The 18,511-nt window shown below is 63.6% G+C and carries 25 protein-coding genes and 2 tRNA genes; 12 read left to right on the top strand and 15 right to left on the bottom strand.

Annotation, left to right across the window (positions count from 1 at the left end; all coding sequences use genetic code 11):
• Positions 1-51: 51 nt before the first annotated feature.
• The 5 genes from PVV74_RS04540 to PVV74_RS04520 all read left to right on the top strand — a co-directional run bounded on the left by PVV74_RS04540 (position 52) and on the right by PVV74_RS04520 (position 4,873).
• Complete coding sequence (locus tag PVV74_RS04540) at positions 52-1,995, top strand: AAA family ATPase (protein ID WP_274592404.1); 1,944 nt, start codon at positions 52-54, stop codon at positions 1,993-1,995.
• An 18-nt stretch (positions 1,996-2,013) separates the two neighbouring features.
• Positions 2,014-2,382 carry a hypothetical protein gene (locus tag PVV74_RS04535; RefSeq protein ID WP_274592403.1) on the top strand — a complete coding sequence of 123 codons (369 nt, stop codon included), beginning with the start codon at positions 2,014-2,016 and terminating at the stop codon, positions 2,380-2,382.
• A gap of 157 nt (positions 2,383-2,539) precedes the next feature.
• On the top strand, positions 2,540-3,928 hold the full coding sequence (locus PVV74_RS04530) for a DUF6638 family protein (RefSeq protein ID WP_274592402.1): 1,389 nt from the start codon (positions 2,540-2,542) through the stop codon (positions 3,926-3,928).
• 3 nt (positions 3,929-3,931) lie between these two features.
• The gene (locus PVV74_RS04525) at positions 3,932-4,198 is read left to right on the top strand and encodes a hypothetical protein (protein WP_103762428.1); all 267 of its coding nucleotides are present in this window, start codon (positions 3,932-3,934) and stop codon (positions 4,196-4,198) included.
• Between the two features lie 12 nt (positions 4,199-4,210).
• Positions 4,211-4,873, top strand: a complete 663-nt coding sequence (locus PVV74_RS04520; RefSeq protein ID WP_103762429.1) for a DUF1523 family protein — start codon at positions 4,211-4,213, stop codon at positions 4,871-4,873.
• An 18-nt stretch (positions 4,874-4,891) separates the two neighbouring features.
• On the opposite strand, the gene PVV74_RS04515 is transcribed toward PVV74_RS04520, so the two are convergent.
• Together PVV74_RS04515 and PVV74_RS04510 are read right to left on the bottom strand one after the other, a co-directional pair.
• Entirely contained in the window at positions 4,892-5,752 is an 861-nt protein-coding gene (locus PVV74_RS04515) for a hypothetical protein (RefSeq protein WP_274592401.1), read from the bottom strand.
• 271 nt (positions 5,753-6,023) lie between these two features.
• A tRNA-Tyr gene (locus PVV74_RS04510) sits at positions 6,024-6,107 on the bottom strand.
• Positions 6,108-6,214: 107 nt separating this feature from the next.
• Between PVV74_RS04510 and rlmB the strand changes: the two genes are divergently transcribed.
• The 3 genes from rlmB to PVV74_RS04495 all read left to right on the top strand — a co-directional run bounded on the left by rlmB (position 6,215) and on the right by PVV74_RS04495 (position 8,043).
• Positions 6,215-6,997: a 23S rRNA (guanosine(2251)-2'-O)-methyltransferase RlmB gene (rlmB, locus tag PVV74_RS04505; RefSeq protein WP_274592400.1), complete on the top strand. Its 783-nt coding sequence runs from the start codon at positions 6,215-6,217 to the stop codon at positions 6,995-6,997.
• A 27-nt stretch (positions 6,998-7,024) separates the two neighbouring features.
• On the top strand, positions 7,025-7,375 hold the full coding sequence (locus PVV74_RS04500) for a hypothetical protein (protein WP_274592399.1): 351 nt from the start codon (positions 7,025-7,027) through the stop codon (positions 7,373-7,375).
• A 194-nt stretch (positions 7,376-7,569) separates the two neighbouring features.
• Positions 7,570-8,043, top strand: a complete 474-nt coding sequence (locus PVV74_RS04495) for a CoA-binding protein (protein ID WP_103762433.1) — start codon at positions 7,570-7,572, stop codon at positions 8,041-8,043.
• Between the two features lie 21 nt (positions 8,044-8,064).
• Here the strand turns inward: PVV74_RS04495 and PVV74_RS04490 are convergent, their stop codons facing one another.
• The 3 genes from PVV74_RS04490 to hisF are packed head-to-tail and all read right to left on the bottom strand — an operon-like array spanning position 8,065 to position 9,424.
• Entirely contained in the window at positions 8,065-8,355 is a 291-nt protein-coding gene (locus PVV74_RS04490) for a Dabb family protein (RefSeq protein ID WP_274592398.1), read from the bottom strand.
• Positions 8,352-8,663, bottom strand: coding sequence for a phosphoribosyl-ATP diphosphatase (locus PVV74_RS04485; RefSeq protein WP_274592397.1), 312 nt, complete (start codon positions 8,661-8,663; stop codon positions 8,352-8,354). The genes PVV74_RS04490 and PVV74_RS04485 overlap by 4 nt, the downstream gene beginning before the upstream one ends.
• Positions 8,660-9,424 (bottom strand): imidazole glycerol phosphate synthase subunit HisF, encoded by a 765-nt coding sequence (gene hisF, locus PVV74_RS04480; protein WP_274592396.1) that lies wholly within the window; start codon positions 9,422-9,424, stop codon positions 8,660-8,662. Before hisF ends, PVV74_RS04485 begins: the two co-directional genes overlap by 4 nt.
• A gap of 171 nt (positions 9,425-9,595) precedes the next feature.
• Between hisF and PVV74_RS04475 the strand changes: the two genes are divergently transcribed.
• Positions 9,596-10,288 carry a hypothetical protein gene (locus tag PVV74_RS04475; RefSeq protein WP_274592395.1) on the top strand — a complete coding sequence of 231 codons (693 nt, stop codon included), beginning with the start codon at positions 9,596-9,598 and terminating at the stop codon, positions 10,286-10,288.
• Between the two features lie 164 nt (positions 10,289-10,452).
• A complete protein-coding gene (locus PVV74_RS04470; RefSeq protein WP_274592394.1) occupies positions 10,453-10,905 on the top strand; it encodes a DUF302 domain-containing protein in 453 nt (150 codons plus the stop codon).
• 34 nt (positions 10,906-10,939) lie between these two features.
• Here the strand turns inward: PVV74_RS04470 and hisA are convergent, their stop codons facing one another.
• Complete coding sequence (hisA, locus tag PVV74_RS04465) at positions 10,940-11,662, bottom strand: 1-(5-phosphoribosyl)-5-[(5-phosphoribosylamino)methylideneamino]imidazole-4-carboxamide isomerase (protein WP_103762439.1); 723 nt, start codon at positions 11,660-11,662, stop codon at positions 10,940-10,942.
• 138 nt (positions 11,663-11,800) lie between these two features.
• Here hisA and PVV74_RS04460 point away from each other — a divergent pair, with 138 nt between their 5' ends.
• Both PVV74_RS04460 and PVV74_RS04455 read left to right on the top strand, forming a co-directional pair.
• Complete coding sequence (locus PVV74_RS04460) at positions 11,801-12,193, top strand: DUF2147 domain-containing protein (RefSeq protein ID WP_274592393.1); 393 nt, start codon at positions 11,801-11,803, stop codon at positions 12,191-12,193.
• A gap of 124 nt (positions 12,194-12,317) precedes the next feature.
• Complete coding sequence (locus tag PVV74_RS04455) at positions 12,318-12,677, top strand: DUF2147 domain-containing protein (RefSeq protein ID WP_170067154.1); 360 nt, start codon at positions 12,318-12,320, stop codon at positions 12,675-12,677.
• Positions 12,678-12,680: 3 nt separating this feature from the next.
• Here PVV74_RS04455 and hisH read toward each other — a convergent pair whose 3' ends face one another.
• The 9 genes from hisH to PVV74_RS04410 form a co-directional block, all read right to left on the bottom strand.
• The gene (gene hisH, locus PVV74_RS04450; protein ID WP_103762441.1) at positions 12,681-13,319 is read right to left on the bottom strand and encodes an imidazole glycerol phosphate synthase subunit HisH; all 639 of its coding nucleotides are present in this window, start codon (positions 13,317-13,319) and stop codon (positions 12,681-12,683) included.
• A gap of 4 nt (positions 13,320-13,323) precedes the next feature.
• Positions 13,324-13,911, bottom strand: coding sequence for an imidazoleglycerol-phosphate dehydratase HisB (gene hisB, locus PVV74_RS04445; RefSeq protein ID WP_274592392.1), 588 nt, complete (start codon positions 13,909-13,911; stop codon positions 13,324-13,326).
• Between the two features lie 145 nt (positions 13,912-14,056).
• Positions 14,057-14,131: transfer RNA gene (locus PVV74_RS04440), tRNA-Gly, on the bottom strand.
• Between the two features lie 88 nt (positions 14,132-14,219).
• Positions 14,220-14,354, bottom strand: coding sequence for a hypothetical protein (locus PVV74_RS04435; RefSeq protein WP_274592391.1), 135 nt, complete (start codon positions 14,352-14,354; stop codon positions 14,220-14,222).
• A 167-nt stretch (positions 14,355-14,521) separates the two neighbouring features.
• Entirely contained in the window at positions 14,522-16,093 is a 1,572-nt protein-coding gene (locus PVV74_RS04430; RefSeq protein WP_274592390.1) for a GMC family oxidoreductase, read from the bottom strand.
• Between the two features lie 15 nt (positions 16,094-16,108).
• Positions 16,109-16,639 (bottom strand): Twin-arginine translocation pathway signal, encoded by a 531-nt coding sequence (locus PVV74_RS04425; RefSeq protein WP_103762444.1) that lies wholly within the window; start codon positions 16,637-16,639, stop codon positions 16,109-16,111.
• A gap of 91 nt (positions 16,640-16,730) precedes the next feature.
• Complete coding sequence (locus tag PVV74_RS04420) at positions 16,731-17,126, bottom strand: VOC family protein (protein WP_274592389.1); 396 nt, start codon at positions 17,124-17,126, stop codon at positions 16,731-16,733.
• Positions 17,127-17,214: 88 nt separating this feature from the next.
• Positions 17,215-17,508: a ribbon-helix-helix domain-containing protein gene (locus PVV74_RS04415; RefSeq protein ID WP_274592388.1), complete on the bottom strand. Its 294-nt coding sequence runs from the start codon at positions 17,506-17,508 to the stop codon at positions 17,215-17,217.
• A gap of 127 nt (positions 17,509-17,635) precedes the next feature.
• Positions 17,636-18,454: a phosphodiesterase gene (locus tag PVV74_RS04410; RefSeq protein WP_274592387.1), complete on the bottom strand. Its 819-nt coding sequence runs from the start codon at positions 18,452-18,454 to the stop codon at positions 17,636-17,638.
• Positions 18,455-18,511 lie beyond the last annotated feature (57 nt).

Genomic DNA, 18,511 nt, shown 5'->3' with positions numbered 1-18,511 from the left:
CTACGCCAGATTTGTAGGGTGGGTTTCAAACCCACCATTGGGGAGAAGAAGATGAGCCTGACGGCAGACACGATGGAATTGCGCGAAGAGGATATCGCCAAGCATTACGCGGCAGCGGCGGCGATGCTGGCGGGGTTCGACCACACACCGCGCATTGCCAAGCCGGGCGACGCGCCGCAGGAGGAAAAATCGGCCGGGTTGGGCACGCGGCGGCGGTTTCGGACGACGACGCCGGGGCTGGTGACACGCTCGACCGCGCGGCCCGAGGGCGTGCACCTGGTGGAGCGGATCGAGGCCGCCGACGGCGACGACCCGCTGGTCAGCCCGATGCAGGCCACGGTGCTGCACGGTTTGCGGCGGGCGATTGCCGTTGCTCTGGCAGTGGGCGAGCAGTTTTCCGACGCCACGGGGCTGGCCGATTTGCGGCGGGCGAACCTGGCCGGGTCGCTGGGCGCGGACCGCAAGACCGAGTTCACCGAGCTTCTGGGTGCCGAGGCGCTGGCGGTGGGGCATGTCTTCGCCAATGCGACGGCGTTCCTGCTGGCGCCGCTTGGCAGCGAGGTGAGCGTCGAGGTGGGCGAGGTTGAGGAGGTTCTGACAGACAATTCTCAACTGGCTTTGCATGGTGCGTTGTGGGAGCTGGACCAGGATATCGCCGCCCATTCCGGAGACGATGCGCGGCTGGTGGCGACGGTCAGCGCCTTTGCAGAGCAGTTGATGGAGAAGATCGCGCTGCGCGCCCAGAATGCCGGGCGGCTGGCTGCCTTTACTGGCGCAAGCTGGCGGGTGGAGGCGGATGACTTCACCATTCGCGGGTTCGAGCCGGCGGCCAAAGGCAAGTCCAGCACGTTGACCATGACCTTCAAGCAGCCGCACGAGGTGGTGGGCAACCATATCGCCAAGTACCAGGCGCTGAAGCTGTCCAAGATGCTGATGGCCTATGATTTCGATCGGCGGCTGAATCCGTTCGCGGAGCTGGGCGGGTTCATCTTTACCTTCATGGGGGATGGCAAGCCGGGCACGGGCAAGACGACGCTGATCCAGATGATGGCGGGGCTGATCAAGGGCTATTGCGACAACGCAGGCTATCCGTTCCGGTATCAGAACCTGAGCACCGAGAGCATCGACAGCTATCAGGGCAAGTCGGCGCAGAATGCCAAGGCGTTCATCAACACCGTGATCGACCCCGGCGTGATCGGGTTCGGGACGATCGACGATATCGACCAGCTGGCGGGCAAGCGCGGCGACCGGCAATCGAGCGCCGGACAGCTGGAGATCACCGCCGTGCTGATGGAGAGCTTTGCCGGGGCCAATACGGTGGTCCGGGGGAATTGCACGTTCGGTATGTTCTCGAACTACCCCGAGAACGTGGATGACGCGCTGCGCCAGAGGGCGGGGGCGCGGTTCCTGGTGGACGGGCCGCAGACGCGGGAGGATTACATCGATATCCTTTACCTGCTGATGGGAAAGAACCACGACATTCCGCTGGGCCAGCACGAGGTCTATGCCGCGCAGGAGATCAAGAAGGCGGTGGCGGCGTCGTTCGAGAGCCACGCGCGGCCGCATGAGGAGGGACTGATCCGGGTCTATGAGCGCGTGGAGAAGGATATCGGCAAGTTGGACACGATTGCCAAGCTGGGGACGTACCTGAAGGGTATCCAGGAGGCGGATGAGCGGTTCACGGGCCGTGCGATCAAGAACATCACCGACGCGGTGAAGGTGCGGGCGATGGATTTCGAATTGCCGGACGAGTGGATGGAGAAGCCCGACCTGTTCCTCTTCAAGTCCTATGAGGAAAAGAAAGGGATGATCGAGGAATTACGCCAGCCGATCACGGTCGAGATGGTTGTTCAGGAGATCAATCGGTACGCGGATTCCGAGTTCCGTTATGCGGACAAGTCGGACGAGGTGGCAATCGAGACCATGGTGCGCGATTTCGGTCGGACGGAGGAGGCGAAGCGGCGGTATCTGGCGGAGAAGGAGGGCGGTGCGTGAAAACACGCGCCCGACGGCATGAACGACACGAGCGTGACATTGATGAACACGGGCCTGCCTCTGCTGATCATAGGCGGGTTTGCGGCTTTGTTGCCGTGGCTATTCACGCCGCGGGAAACCCGGTCGCACGGCCGGGTTCTGGTGTCGGTCGTAGCGTCGGCGGGTTTGATGCTGGGGCTGAGCGCGGTTGTGTTCGCACTTTTCGACAAGCGGAGCCTGCTGGGTGGGCAGACGCTTGCCGGGCAGGGCGCAGTAGCGTGGATGTACCTGCGGATCTCGCTGGCGGCAGTAGTGGTGTGGGGTCCGGTTCTGGTCTTCATCTGGCTGAGCCTGGCGCAGCGCGTGGAGCGGTTGCGGGACCGCGATATCGTGCGGGGAGAGGCTTGATGGACGCGCGTGCAATTATTTCAGGCACCCGTCCCGGGCTTGAACCGGGACCTCACACTCGCAGCCGCGAAGAGGCCCCGGATCGGGTCCGGGGCGCGGGGGTGTTTGTGACGGGCCGGGGATGGTGGGTTGGAAGCCCACCCTACGGAGGTGGTGCATGGAACGTCTGATCAGATCCGGCCTGATGTTCGGCAACCTGGTGCATGTGGCGAGCCCGGCGCTGGTGGAGCGGTATAATCGCGCGCTGAAGCATCTGACGGGCAAGACCACCAGCCTGACGGATTTCTACGTCGATATCTCGGGCTATTCGCCGGAGGTTGGGCATGAGCTGGGCGATGACCTCTACCTCAACCATGCAGGGGTGAACCGGCAGTTCATCCTGCTGACCACGGAGCAGAAGCGCGCGCCGCTTCTGAGTGCGCAGTTCTCGACCTCGCGCGGCATCCTCAAGCAGTTCATCGAGGAGAACGAGCCGGCGCTGTTCGCGCTGACCGCGCGGGATGCGGTGGCGGGCGAGTTGGTGAACTCGGTCTATGACATGTCGAGCCCCGCGCGGCTGTTCGATATCCGGCGTATCAAGATCGAGGCGGATACCACCAACGGCGCGCTGCGGCAGGCCGAAAAGCTGGATGAAAAGGTCGAGCGGTTCATGTCTGAAGAGGACGCGTGGTTCGACGACGTGCTGATTGCCGAGATGATCGAGCTTGCGGGGCAGACCGGTGACGTGCTGCGCAATCCCATCGATCTGAAGGAAATGAGTTTCGAGCAGCGCAATTACTGGACCAGTCACTTTGGCGGGGTGTACCTGTTTCAGGACTTGGAACTGCCCGGTGTGATCTGTGCGCAGGACAAAACGCCGTTTGAAGGCGGGCGGATCGATTATGTATTCGACATGTCCGACCGCAATCGGGTGGCCAGTTTTCTTGACCTCAACGGCCTGGTGGAGCCGATCGTCAAGGCGCGCGGCATCGACGCGGCGGCGATCCTGCGGCAGAAGATGGATTTCGTGCTGGTCGACGCGCTGGCCGGGGAAGGCGTGGAACTGGCCGGCCGCACCCGGGCCGAGATGCGCCGGCTGGCGCGGCGGCATTCGGACCTTCTGCCCGAAGAATTCCATACGCTGAACGCGCTGCTGAACTGGGCGGAGAATGGCGGGCCGTGGCCGGTCATCACTTCGGACAACCCGGCCTATTTCTATACGCTGCGGGCGGCGGCGCACAAGGACGCGGAACTGGTCAACATGCTGCTGGCGGAACTGGCGCCGAAGGATGTGCGGCAGCTGTTCATCTGCCACAAGAGCCTGTTTTACCGCCGTTACGAGACATGGGCGGACACCAAACGGGCCTATGTCGTCGATGTTCTGCTGAACGAATACCAGGTGGACAAGCTGGGCACGCGCGCGGCACTCTTTGGCCACGAGGCGCCGATGGAAGAGCCCGCGCCGCCGAAAGCGCCCGAACCGGCGTCGGACCTGGAGGCGGTCGTGGCGCGGGTCGGCCCTTGGGGGCCAGTGACGCGCCGGGCGGGCACGAAGGGAAAGGGATAGAACATGGCGGCACTGGCACGGCTACTGATCATCGGGTTCATCGTCTGCACGATCCTTTACGTGGTGCTGTCGCTCTATTCGCGCAGCGTGCGAAAGGCCAAGCTGCGCGAATGGTGGGAAGAGGAAGGCCGGCCCGGCGACCGTGACGCCTATATCGAGAAGGGGCTGGAAGACTATGACGGCTCGCTGCGGCGCAAGCTGATCCTTGGTGTTTACGTGGTGCCCTTCAGCATCGTGGCCGCGATCATCTATTTCACGAACTTCCACTGAAGGGGCGGCGCGATGGTGTACCTGAAATGGCTTTTCTGGGCGGTGTTCTGGGTGCTGGTGGCGGCGTTCTTTCACTATACCCTTCCGCAGACCGATATCGTGCGCGTCACGGATACTTATGAAAAGCGGATCGATTTCGGCGAGAATAGCCTGTTCTGGGCCAGTCCCGATGCCGGCAACGACGCCACGGCAATCAACCGCGACGTGTTCTTCATCCAGACGGTGCGGGCGGATGGCAGCACCATGGTCTATCGCAACGAGGACACAAGCTGGGGCTGGCCGCCCTATTTCAAGTTCGACACGTCCAATTTGCAGGCCGAGGCGGCCGACCTGAAATCGACCTCGGAAGCGCCGCGCTGGGCCGCGTTGAAGCATTACGGGTGGCGCAACGAGTTCCTGTCGATCTTTCCCAACGGGGTGAGCATCTGGCCGGTGGCCGGGCCGGATGTGGGCAAGCCCTTTCCGTGGCTGAATATCCTGATACTCGCGGTCTTCGGGCTGGTCGCCTACGGTGTCTGGCGGCTGTGGCGGCGGTTCCGGGCGCGGCGGATCGATCCGGTCTGGGACGGGGTCGAGGCGCGGTTCGACGCGGCGGGCAATGCCATCGAGGACCGGCGCGGACGGGTCCGGCGCTGGCTGGATACCTGGCGGCCCAAGGACAAACGCCGGGGCTGAAAGCCGGACCCCGCGGCCTTAGGCGGCGTGGGTGCGCCCCGCGTCGGAAGCGCGGCCTTCGTCGGAGACGCGCATCGAGTCGGAAACCCATTGAGGCAGCACCAGCGGCGCCATTGGGTTCGGCGCGCCGCGCAGCACGTTCTCGCGCAGCCGGGCGACCATGTCGGATCGTTTCGACTGGCTGCCTGACATGATGTGCAAGAGCGCCTCGACTTGCATCGCATCAAGTGGTGGCTGTGGTGGCGCGGGATGCAGGTTGAATGGCGCGGGATCGAGCCCGATATCGCGCAGGAAACTGCGCAGGTAGGTCTCTGGCCCCAGCTTGATCCGCTCGAACTGGCGCGACTTCACCTGAATGTCCGGGTGCAGCCCCGCAAGCTCTTGTTCCAGCGACGGAAAGTTGATCGAGTTGAAGTTCACGCTGCGGCAGAACTGTTCCAGCGGCATGGCGACCTGGTTCTGGCGGATCGCGTCGGAATAGAGGCTGAGCAGGTAGCTTTCGGCGTTGCGGGTGTAGAGCAACAGGAGCGTGTCCCCGAGCGGCAGGCCGGCCTGGGCGTGTTGCAGATTGGTCGCTGCCTGCGGGTAGAAGCCCGGGTGGGCCTCGTCCCACATCAGGCTTTGGATCATCGAGGGACCAAGGCGGTGCTCGTCGGAAATGAGAACCGTTTCGGCGCCGGCCTCGTTGGCGGCCCGCGTGATGGCGGTGTTTGTGGCTTCGAAATGGCCGATCTCGTTCGGGAGCGAGCCTGGCTTGTGCCGGCGGCGGATCATGCGCACCTGGCGGCGCAGAAGTTTGGGGGTTTCGGCGTTCACGTAGAAGACGCCCTGGGCGCGCAACTGGTCGAGATTGGCCGAAAGGTTTTGCTGCAATAGCATGGACGCCGTCCTGTGGACGCCCAGATGGATAACGTATTTCATGGACCTGCCCGGTGCCTGTTTTGTATTTTTATGTTCATAGTGTAGCGCATGTGGTGGAATCGCGCAATATTTCGCCGATGCAATCCAGTGCCGATCATCCTGCGAATAATCGGACCGGCTGCGGCGCGGGGCAGGGCAAAGATTATTCTGCGAATAATCTGGCGCGTCGGACAGCCGCAGCGGCCTGCTGCGCGGCTGTGCTTCTGCCGGCTGGACAAAGGTGGGGAAGTGGTGGGCGACCTAGGAATCGAACCTAGCGTGCGTCTCCGCGAGGGAGTTACAGTCCCCTGCCACACCTTGCGGCCTGTCGCCCACTGAGGCGCGTGTTTAGAAGCGGGCCGTTGCCCCGTCAACCGGAAAATCGCTTGCGATTGTGACGGTGCGGGGCCATTGTCCGCCGCCTGTGAAGGAGGCCCCCGGATGGCAACGAAGAAACCCAAGTGGGTCGTGGAAAAGGAGCAGGCCAAGAAGGCGTCGGCGGCGGAAACCGTGTGGCTGTTCGGGCTGCACGCGGTGTGCGATGCGCTGGAAAACCCGCGCCGCGAGAAGCTGCGGCTGGTGGTGACGAAGAACGCGGCCGACAAGCTGTCAGATGCCATCGCGGCCTCTGGCATGGAGCCGGAGATGGCCGACCCGCGCAAGTTCAGCGCACCGCTGGATCCGCAATCGGTGCACCAGGGTGCGGCGCTGGAGGTGAAGCCGCTGGACTGGGGGGCGCTGGAGGATGTCTGCCTTGGCGACGGGGTGCGGCCGCCGCGCGTGTTGTTGCTGGACCGGGTAACGGACCCGCATAACGTGGGCGCCATCCTGCGCTCGGCCGAGGTGTTCGGCGCCTCGGCGGTGATCGCGCCGCGGCACCATTCGGCGCCCGAGACCGGGGCGCTGGCCAAGACCGCCAGCGGCGCGCTGGAGCGGCAGCCCTACCTGCGGGTGCGAAACCTTGCCGATGCGATGAGCGCGTTGCAAGGCATGGGATACCTGGTTCTGGGTCTTGACGGCGAGGCCAATGAGACGGTCGAGGAGGCGCTGGTCGGGATGCAGGACCGGCCCGTGGCGCTGGTGCTGGGGGCCGAGGGGCCGGGCCTGCGCCAGAAGACGCGGGAGACCTGCGACAAATTGGTGCGGATCGCCTATGCGGGGGCGTTCGGATCTCTCAATGTCTCAAATGCCGCGGCGGTGGCCTTATATGCATCCAGAGGATAACCGACTGGGATAACAGACGGAGGCGGAATGGGCCGGAAGATTGCGACATGTTGTTACTGCGGAACGCGGGCGGTGCTGGTGCTGGACGAGGGACGGCATGAGTTGGCCTGTGGCGCTTGCGGGGCACCGCTGCACGACATGAAGATGATGCCGGTGTCGCGAGACAATGCCCAAGAGCGCAAGGGGGCGCCACGTGGCGCGCAACCCGGCAAGAAAGTGGACAGGCGTCGCGATGGTCGCCCCGTGGCGCCGCGACCGGACTGGAAGTGCGATGCGGGACCGGACCGCCCCAAGCGGCGCGGGAAGCGGAAGCGCAAGCCGATCCTCGGCCGGGTTCTGGACGAGGTCTGGGACGTTCTGGAAGATATCATAGACTGAGAACGGCGGATTTTTACCGACTGTTCACACCTAATTTACAACCTCTTTATATCTGGAATTCAGTACCTATCTGAATGTCAGGAAGCGCCGAACTGGAACTCCGGTGCTTCTTTTCACTGTCCCTCGTTCCGCGACTGGCGCCCGGGTTTGCCCGGGCGCTTTTTTCTTTTGAAGCGGCAGTCTAGTGTGAAGCCATGAACGAGCCATACAAAGATTCTGACCTTCGGGACATCTTGAAGCGGACCAAGCGGATCGCGGTGGTTGGCGTGTCCATGAAAGAGGTGCGCCCGAGTTTCTATGTCGCCCGCTACCTGAAGCTGAAAGGGTTCGACGTGGTGCCGGTCAACCCCGGCCACGCGGGCCAGACGGCGTTCGGGACGACCGTTCTGGGGTCGCTGGGCGAGATCGAGGGCGGCGTGGACATGGTGGACATCTTTCGCCGGTCCGAGCATGTGCCGCCCATCGTGGATGAGGCTCTGGAGCGGTTTCCTGATCTTCAGACGATCTGGATGCAGATCGGCGTGTGGCACGAGGACGCCGCCGAGAAGGCGCGGGCGCGTGGCGTGGACGTGGTGATGAACCGTTGTCCCAAGATCGAGTACCAGCGCCTGTTCGGCGAGTTGCGCATGGGCGGCTTCAATACCGGCGTGATCTCGTCGAAGCTTTAGCGTCCCGGTCGGGCCTGCCGGTCAGCCCGCGACGACGTCGGCCGCGATACGCATCTCGCGCAAGGGTCGGACTCGGCGGATGGCTTCCTCGTAGACGGGATGCGCCTTGTAGGCGGCAAGATCGGCCTCGGTTTTGAACTCGGCGTAGACCACAAGATCGACCTCGGCCCCGGTCAGGGTGTCAGCATGAAGGTTTTCGCCAACCTCGAAATGGGTGGAGTAGGGAATGGTCCCGAGCGTTTCGAGACCGGCGCGGATTTCGCCGAGATTATTGAGATCGCGAGCGGTGAAAAAGACGATGTGGCGGATCATTCGAAGCGGGAAGCCTTTTCTGCAAGACCGGAGCGCGACTGGCGCGTGGCCAGTTCGGCCATGACATCGGCGACTGACACACCGCGGCTGTGCAGCATGACGAGCAGGTGAAAGAGCACGTCGGCGGCCTCTGAGGTGAGGCCTTGCGCATCGCCTTTCACGGCCTCGATCAGCGCCTCGATGGCCTCTTCGCCGAACTTCTCGGCCACCTTCTCGGGGCCCTTGGACAAGAGCTTGGCTGTCCAGCTGTCCTCGGGCGAGGCGCTGGCGCGGGCGGCGACGATCTTTTCCAGGTCTTCGAGGGTCATGCGCCGATCCTCATGGGGATGCCGGCCGCGGCCATGTGGGCCTTGGCCTCGGCGATGGTGTGATCGCCGAAATGGAATATGGAGGCGGCCAGCACGGCGGATGCGCCGCCCTTGGTCACGCCGTCGACGAGGTGATCGAGGGTGCCGACGCCGCCCGAGGCGATGACGGGGATAGAGACCGCGTCCGCGATGGCGCGGGTGAGCGGCAGGTTGAAGCCCGAGCGGGTGCCGTCGCGGTCCATCGAGGTCAACAGAATTTCCCCGGCGCCCTTGTCCTCGACCAGCTTGGCGAATTCGACCGCATCGATGCCGGTGGGTTTGCGCCCGCCATGGGTGAAGATTTCCCATTTGCCGGGGCTGACCGTCTTGGCGTCGATGGCCACGACGATGCATTGGCTGCCGAACTGATCGGCCGCAAGGCGGACCACGTCGGGGCCGGCGACGGCGGCGGAATTGAACGAAACCTTGTCGGCCCCTGCCAGCAGCAGCGCGCGCACATCCGCCACGGTACGGACGCCGCCGCCCACGGTGAGCGGGATGTAGCACTGCTCGGCGGTGCGGGTGACCACGTCGAGCATCACGCCGCGGTTTTCGTGGGTGGCATGGATGTCGAGAAAACACAGCTCGTCGGCGCCGGCGGCATCATAGGCGCGGGCCGCATCCACGGGGTCGCCCGCATCGCGCAGGTTGACGAAGTTCACGCCCTTGACCACGCGGCCGTCGGCCACGTCGAGGCATGGGATGATGCGGATCTTGAGCATGGGCCGTCCTTTCGCGCCTGCCTTCTAGCGCGGGCGGCGGGCGGTGCCAATGGGGGTTAGGGCGCCCACGCGGTCGGGCTGTCATTTTTGAACCTCGCCGGGGGGATGGGCGACGGATAGGTGTCGGCGCGGCTTTGCGCCTTAACCCCAGCATTCCGAAAGGACCAAGCCATGATGTCTTTCAAATCCACCCTCGCCATGCTGTCGCTGGCCATGACCGCCGCCGTTGCCGTGCCCGCCGCGCCGGCGCAGGCCGAGACCATCTCCTGCCCGCACAGCCAGATCCGGCGCGAGGTGACCACGGCCCTTCCGGGGGGCTGGTGGAACACGCCGATCGTCAACTCGCTGACCGAGGCGCGGGTCGCCAATATCGGGGGGCGTGCCGCGTTGCAGTGTATTTACGGCCCGGCAGGATCAATCCAGCGTTATGCGCCGGATGGCGCGACCTGCCGGGTGAGCGGGCGGCAGTTCGAGTGCAACAGTGGCGCGGCCTCGGGCGCTGGCGCGCGGACCTTCTCGACCGGGCCGCTGGATATCCCGCAGACCTGGACCGCGGACCTTGACCGTGGGGTGGTGGGTCGCGGCAGTGGCGTGGACATCTGGTTCCAGGCCGAGACGGCGGAGCTGCTGTACCTGGCGCCGCGCAACGGGGCGCAGCTTGGCGTGGGTGACCGACGCAACCGGGGCTTTGACGGCTGCCGGGGGGCGCGGTTCAGCGCGAACCGGGTGTCGCTGCGGGATATTCCGGTCGGGTCCTATATCTGCGCCAAGACCAATGAAGGGCGGATCAGCCAGTTCCGGGTGAACGCGGTGTCGGGCGGATCGCCGAAGACGCTGAAGCTGGGCTACACGACCTGGCAGTAAACACGCCATTCCGAGACAGCCAGCACCCGGCGGATTGCCGGGTGTTCGCGTATGTTCAGACAGAGGCTCGGCAGGATCGGGCCGATTACGCGAATGTCTGTTTCCACGCGACGCGGTCGGCTTAGCTATATGGAGGGACAGACCCCTTGCAGGAGATATTCGAAATGAAACGATTTCTGACCCTTGCCGCGTTGACCTTCATGGCCAGCCCCGCCCTGGCCGATGACGACCTGATGAAGGTTCAGGCCAGCGGTGACGTGGCCAGCACGATGGACGCGCTGAAAGCGGCGGTGGAAGGCGCGGGGGCCAAGGTTTTTGCGCGGGTGGATCATGCCAGTGGCGCCGAGGGCGTAGGCATGGAACTGGCCCCGTCGCAGGTACTGATCTTCGGCAATCCGAAGCTGGGCACGCCCGCGATGCAGGACGATCCGCTTGCGGGGCTGTATCTGCCGATGAAGGTTCTCGTGTACGAGGACGCGAATGGGCAGGTCTGGCTGGCTTACGAGGACCCGGAGGAGATGTTCGATGAACTCGACGGGATCGACGATGACGCGGAGTATATCCAGAAGATGACTGGTGCGTTGGGCAAGTTGACCCAAAAGGCGGCCGGCGGCTGACCCGCTCGCCCCGCTCTTGCGTGCGGGTCTCGTGTCAGGCGGACAGGGTGCGCAGGGCCTCTTTCAGGTCCAGCGCCCCGTCATAGAGCGCGCGGCCCGAGATCGCGCCGTTGAGCGGCGCGCCGCAATTCTTCAGCGCGACGAGATCGTCGAGGGACGACACGCCGCCCGAGGCTATGACCGGGATCGAGACGGCGTTGGCCAATGCCGCCGTCGCCTCGATATTCGGACCCTTCATGGCACCGTCGCGGTTGATGTCTGTGTAGATAATCGCGGCGACGCCCGCGTCCTCGAATGACCGGGCGAGGTCCGTGACCATGACATCGGTTTCTTCGGCCCAGCCCTTGGTCGCCACGCGGCCATTGCGGGCGTCTATGCCCACGGCCACCTGGCCGGGAAACGCCTGTGCCGCCTCGCGAACCAGCGCGGGGTTTTCGACCGCAACGGTGCCCAGGATAACGCGGGCGAGGCCCTTGCTGAGCCAGCGTTCTATCGTCGCCATGTCGCGGATACCGCCGCCAAGCTGGGCGGGGACCTGCGTGCGTTCCAGTATCGCCTCGACCGGGGCGGCGTTGACCGGCTCGCCCGCGAAGGCGCCGTTGAGGTCGACGAGGTGCAGCCAGTCGCAGCCCGCATTGACGAACTCCATCGCCTGCGCGGCGGGGTCGTCGTTGAACACGGTGGCCTTCTCCATTTCGCCCTTGAAGAGGCGTACGGCCTGGCCGTCCTTGAGGTCGATGGCGGGGTAGAGGATCATGGGTGGTCATCCGGGCAAAGTGCTTTGCCGCGATGTGCCATGAAGGGACGGCGTTTGCAACGCGACGTGGCGTCAGGCTTGATCGTGGTGGCGCTCGGGCCGCATGCTGCGCGTCATCATTTGCGGGAGGAGATACGCATGAGAACGATGACACTGGCCTTCGTGGCTACCCTTATGAGCGCCGGCGCGGCCTTTGCCGCCGATCCGCTGGAAGGCTACTGGCGCACGGCCAAGGACGACAACGGTCATTCCGGGCTGATCCACGTCAAGCCCTGCGGCGCGCAACTGTGCGGCACGCTGGTGAAGGCCTATAATGGCCAGGGCCAGGAAATCCAAAGCGAAAACGTGGGTCGAAACATCATTTCGCAGACCGTTGCCAAGGGCAATGGCAGCTACACCGGCAAGGTCTACAGCCCGGACCGTGGCAAGACCTATAACTCCAGGCTTCAGATGAACGGCAACGCTTTGAAGGTGTCGGGCTGTGTCTTGGGCATCTGCCGCGACGGCGGAACGTGGACAAAGGTGAAATAAGCCTTTTCCTGCCGATAAGGCGAACGTGATTGAACGATTTGGCCGGGGCACACGTCTTACCTGTATTATTTTGAAATCAGGTAGGAAGGAGGCCCGGCCAATGCGTATGGTTATGTCTTTTGCAATGTTGATTGGAACCACGGGCGCGGTATTGGCTGATCCGGCGATGGGCACGTGGCAAACCGAGCCCGACAAGAAGGGCATCATTGCCCATGTGAATGTCTACGACTGCGGCAACGCCGTTTGTGGCGAGATCACCCGCACCTTCAATTCGCAAGGGCAAGAGATCAAGGCCGCGAGCCTGGGTCATACGGTGATCCGCAATGCCACGCCCACCGGCAACGGCAAGTATGAAGGCCGCGCCTGGATCCCGGCACATCAGCGCGAATACCCGGCCGGCATGAGACTTCAGGGCGACCGGATGACCGTGCGAGGCTGCATGGGCCCGATCTGCATGTCGCAGAACTGGACACGGATCCAGTAAGCCTCAGGGCGCCCAGGTCAGGAAATTGCGGATGATGCGCAGACCGGTGGCCTGGCTTTTCTCCGGGTGGAACTGGGTGCCGACGAGATTGTCGCGGCCGACCACAGCCGTCACCGGCCCGCCATAATCCACATGGGCGATGCGCTGGTCGAGGTCCGAAACCTCGAAATGGTAGGAGTGGACGAAATAGGCGTGGTCGCCGGTGCTGACGCCGTCCAGCACGGGATGGGGAAAGTCGATCACAAGGTCGTTCCAGCCCATATGCGGTACCTTCATCGACGGGTCCGCGGGCGCGATCGGACCGACCGTTCCGGCAATCCAGTCAAAGCCGTCTGTCTCGGTATATTCCAGCCCTCGCGTGGCCAACATCTGCATCCCGATGCAAATTCCCATGAACGGGCGGCCTTTGGTCACGACGGCCTCCCGCATCGCCTCGAAGAGGCCGCGATGGTCGTAAAGTTCTTTCCGGCAGGCAGGAAAGGCGCCGTCGCCGGGCAGGACGATACGGCTGGCACGGCGCACCGTGTCGGGGTCGGACGTGACCACGACCTTGTCCGCGCCCACCTCGGCCGCCATGCGCTGAAACGCTTTTTCGGCCGAGTGCAGGTTGCCGGACTCGTAATCTACGATAACGGTTGTCATGGGGTCAGAGCGTGCCCTTGGTCGAGGGGATGGCATCGGCCTTGCGCGGGTCGATTTCCAGCGCGTCGCGCAGGGCGCGGGCGACCGACTTGAACGCGGCCTCCGCTACGTGATGGCTGTTGATCCCGTGCAGCGCGTCCACGTGCAGAGTCAGCCCGCCATGGGTGCTGAAGGCCTGGAAGAACTCTCGGACCAGCTCGGTGTCGAATGTCTTGATCTGGGCGGTGGGCATGGCGACGTTCCACACGAGGTAGGGCCGGCCGGAAATGTCCAGCGCGGCGCGCACCAGAGCGTCGTCCATCGGCAGCAGGCAGGCACCGTAACGGCGGATGCCCTTCTTGTCGCCCACGGCCTGCGTCAGCGCCTGACCGAGCGCGATTCCCACGTCCTCGACCGTGTGATGGTCGTCGATATGCAGATCGCCCTCACAGCGGATTTCCATGTCTATGAGCGCGTGACGGGCCAACTGGTCCAGCATGTGGTCGAAGAAACCCACGCCGGTCTGGTTGTCATAGGTGCCGGTGCCGTCGAGGTCGATCTTGACGGAGATATCGGTTTCCGCAGTCTTGCGGGTGATGCTGGCGCTGCGCATGGGTGCGTCCCTGAGTGTTTGCCGCGCCGTTATAGGCGGGGTTGGCAGGCGCGCCAAGGGGGCGAAGTGGGGTGGGGAAAACGTGGTGCCGATTGGCACTTGGACCGGTGTTCTACCGGCCCAATCGATCAACTTGGAGAGAAATTGGAGCGGGCGATGAGATTCGAACTCACGACCCTTACCTTGGCAAGGTAATGCTCTACCCCTGAGCTACGCCCGCGTCCTTGGGTGAGGCGGAGATATAAAGTCTGGCGCGGCCCTGCAAGGGAAAATCGCAGTGGCTGCAAATTTTTTTGCCCCGCGTCCGGTCAGGCGCTGTAGCGCAGGATCAACTCGACATAGATCAGCGTCGAGGCCAGCAGCAGAAAGGCGAGGAATAGGGCGCGGCGCCGCTTGGTGGGCGGCGAAGGGACATCTTGGTCCTGATCGTGCAGTCCGGTCACGTCACATCTCCTTCAAGAGAGGGCGCCAAAGGCAGCAAGGTGCAATCAAAAGTAGTGTGTATGACAGGGTGCGGCAAGAAAAACCGTCCGAGGCCCGCCTTTGGGCGGAAACACGCACCCGGGCGAGCGCTGGGCCCGCCCGGATACCTGACCCGGGGAGATGCGGGTCAGATATTGCCGGCGGACAACTCGCCGGCGATGTGGTCGGCTTGGCGGATGGCCAGGGCGACGATGGTCAGGGTGGGGTTTTCCGCCGCCCCGGTGGTGAATTGCGAGCCGTCGGAGATGAACAGGTTAGCGATGTCGTGGGTCTGGCCCCACTTGTTGCACACGCCGTCCTCGGGGTTTTCCGACATGCGGTTTGTCCCAAGGTTGTGCGTGCTGGGGTAGGGCGGCGTCGGGAACGTGCGCGTGGCGCCCACCGCGTCATAGATCGCCGTCCCGCGGTCGTAGGCATGGTTGCGCATGGCGATATCGTTCGGGTGATCATCGAAATGCACGTTCGCCACGGGCAGGACGAACTGGTCCTTCACCTCGGTGTTGAGCGTCACACGGTTCGTGGACTGGGGCATGTCCTCGCCCACGATCCACATGCCGGCCATGTTCTCGTACTCGTCGAGTGCCGTGGTGAATTCACGCCCCCATGCCCCCGGATCGAGGAAAGCCGCCATGAAGGGCAGGCCGAGCGACAGGGTTTCCAGCTCGTACCCGCCAACGAAGCCGCGGCTCGGGTCGTGTTTCGACTCGTCCTGAATGATGCCCGCCATGGTCGTGCCCCGCCACATCTTCACCGGCTTGTCGAACACGGCGTAGACCGAGCCCGTCATGTGCCGCATGTAGTTTCGCCCCACCTGATCGGAGCTGTTGGCAAGACCGTTCGGGAACATGTTGGAGGCCGAATTGAGCAGCATCCGGGGCGATTCGAACGAGTTGCCCGCGACGCAGACGACGCGCGCCTTCTGCATCTGCAGATCGCCGTTCTCGTCGAAATACTCGACGCCGGTGACCTTGCCCGCCTCGTTGTGCAGGATGCGGGCCACGTGGGCCTTTTCGCGCACTTCAAGGTTGCCAGTCGCCTCGCCTTCGGGGATGTCGGTGTAGGCGGAAGACCATTTCGCCCCCCACTTGCACCCCTGGAAGCAGAAACCGGTCTGCTGGCACATCAGGCGGTCCTGGTCGTCGCGGCTGTTGATCGCCATGCGGCCGGTGTGGACTTCCTTGTAACCCAGCTTTTTCGCGCCGGCCTCGAACACCTTGTAGTTGTTGTTGCCGGGCAGGCCGGGATTTCCATTGGTGCGCGTGACGTTCAGCTTCTTCTCGGCCTTGTCGTAATAGTCGTCCATCTCGCGCGGGTCGATGGGCCAGTCGAGCAGCGATGCCCCCTCGATCTCGCCATAGTTCGTGAGCGCCTTCCATTCGTGATCCTGGAAACGGATCGAGGCGCCGGCCCAGTGGGTGGTTGTGCCGCCCACGGCCTTGACGATCCAGGCGGGCAGGCCGGAGAAATCCTTGGCCACGCGCCAGTCGCCCGACGTGGTGCGCGGGTCGAGCCAGGCCAGTTGGCCGAAGCTTTCCCACTCGTCGTTGACATAGTCTTCTGGCAGATACCGGCCGCCAGCCTCGAGAGCGACGACACTCACACCCTTCTGCGCGAGTTCGTTGGCCAGGACCCCTCCGCCCGCGCCGGTGCCGATGACGACGACGACGCTGTCGTCTGTAAGTTCAAATGGTGCAGTCATTGATTGAATCCTCCCTCAGCCGATCCAGGCGATGTCGTCGAAGCCGCGGTTGATATAACCGCCCTTGGAGAAGCTTTCGCCCTCGTAGCCGAAGACCGGCCAGACCGCTTTCTGGTTATAAAGCCCGGTCACCAGACCGCCCCGGATGCGTTGGAAGAACGGGTCGTCCTCCATCGAGCGCAGCACGTCGACGCGGTCGCGTTCCCAGCCAATATCGGCGTACTCGAGCTCGTGCATATTGCGCGCGGCATCGTTCAGCGCGTCGATGCCCGCGGTGATGGCGTCGACTTCCTCGGGCTTGTCGTAGCCCTTGACGGCGGCCACGTAGTATTCGTCGGCGATGCGGTCGTGCGGGTAGATATCGCGCGCCATCTGCACGAGCGTCGCAAAGGTCTCGGGCTTCAGCGCGTCCATTTCGGTAGCCCAGGCGCCACCCGCGCCTGCCACGTAGCTGGAGCCGAGCACGAAGGCGCCGAAGGCGGTCGTGCCTTTCAGCAGGTCGCGCCGGGTCAGCCGGCGGAGTTGTCTTGTCTGGGTACTCAACATCTTGTCCTCCCTAGATGCGGCGTGAGTTTTGGTGATTGGTGTTTGACCCGGCCCCGGGACACGCCATGCCCGAAGCCGGTTGTCGCGGGCGTTACTTGAAGCGCCCGGCGCGTTGCAGCACCTCGATTTCGTAGCCGTCGGGGTCTGCGACGAAGAAGAACTTGCCGACAAGTTCGCCGTCAGGGGCGAATTCCACGATCTTGCGCGGCTCCAGCCCGGCTTGGGTAAAGCGGACGTGCTCGGCTTCCAGATCGTCGACGGACACGGCGAAATGGCCGTAGCCATCGCCAAGATCGTAGGGCTCCTCCCGCCCCTTGTTGACCGTCAGTTCAAGCTCGAATTCGGATTCGGAATTGCTGAGATAGACCAGCGTGAACTTCTCGAAATCCAGGCGGTCCGCGATCTCCAGCCCGAAGGCTGTCTTGTAGAACTCAACCGACCGCGCCTCGTCGAGGACGCGGATCATGCTGTGAATGGCTTTTGCCATGGGCTTCTCCGACTTTGTGAATGGTCGAAGAAGTGTACCAAGCGCCCGGTGGGTGGGGGTAGTAAACCGTTACTACAGGCGTTTTAGGTTACTCTGCGGCGATGCGGGTTTCAGGCTGGCTCGCCTGATTGTCCTGCCAGACAAGGCAGGTGCAGCGCAAAAGCGAGGTGAAATTCTTGGGCTCGCCATGCAGTTCCAGCACTTCGCCATGCAGTTTCGACACGAAGGCCGGGGTGGAAATGTCCTCGTTCGCGGCGATGTCGTCGAGAATCCGCCAGAAGGATTTTTCCAGCCGGATGCTGGTGCTTTGCCCGTTGAGGCGCATACGTCGGGTCTCGAGTTCGTATCGTTCCGGGTCCTGCCCGGCAAACATGCGGCACATGTCACGTCCTCCCTAATGTCATCATGCCAATTCAGGAACTCCATGATTGCCTATTCCTTCGGGTACGGGAAGGGGCACTTTGGTCCCGCACGCAACGAAAGGCACACCGGGACAAGCTGACTGGCGGCTAGTGGTCGTAACAGACCCCTGCTGCGGGCGGGAGGGTGAAGTCCTCGGTATGGACGACGATACCCTCCGGTGTGAGCAGCAGAAGGCCGTATGCACCCGGCTCGTTGATCGACAGGCTGGGATCCTGAAAGCCGAGTGCCATGGGCATCTGGTGGCAGGGGCTCTTGAAGATCGCGGTGGGGATGCGGTTGCCCGCGCCGGTGGCGAAACCGCCTTGGATGGTGCGGTGGATATGGCCTGCGACGATCTGGTGCACCGTGTCGTGGCCTTCCAGCCGCGCGGCCAGCTGTCGGCGTGATTTCAGCCCGATCCAATCCATCCCGCCGAACCCGGTCAGGATGGGCGGGTGGTGCATGAAGAGTACGACCCGGCGGCGTCCGGCCCCGGCGATGGCGGTCTCCATCCAGTCAAGCCGCGTGTCGCACAAAAGCCCGCTATGGGTGTCGTCGGCGTCTTCGTTGAGGGTGTCGAGCAGGATAAGGCGGGTGTCGTCGAGGTCGATCACGTCCTGCACGAAGCCATCAGGCGTTTGCGGCGTGTTGGGAAAGATCGCGCGAAAGGGGCCGCGTCGGTCATGGTTGCCCAGCATCAGAGAGACCGGGATGCGGGCCTTGGACAGCTCGGCGTGAAGGCGTTCGTATTCGGGCGCGGTGCCGTGATGCGTGAGGTCGCCGGTGATGACGATTCGGGCGGCGTCGGGATGATTTTGCTGCGCATGGGCAAGCCCTTGGGCGAAGCGCTCGGCGGGGTCGATGCCGATGATCGTCTCGCCCTCGGGAAGAAAGTGGATGTCGGTGAAGACGAGTATTTTCTGCATGACAGCCCCGGTTCGGATCGGCGCAGCTTTGTCGGATTCGCGGAGTTTGGAAAGAGG

The organism is Roseovarius sp. SK2, from assembly GCF_028807495.1.
In the GTDB taxonomy this organism is placed as follows: Bacteria; Pseudomonadota; Alphaproteobacteria; order Rhodobacterales; family Rhodobacteraceae; genus Roseovarius; species Roseovarius confluentis.
Note: the sequence above shows the minus strand (reverse complement) of the source record. Positions and strands in the feature narration are given on the sequence as shown.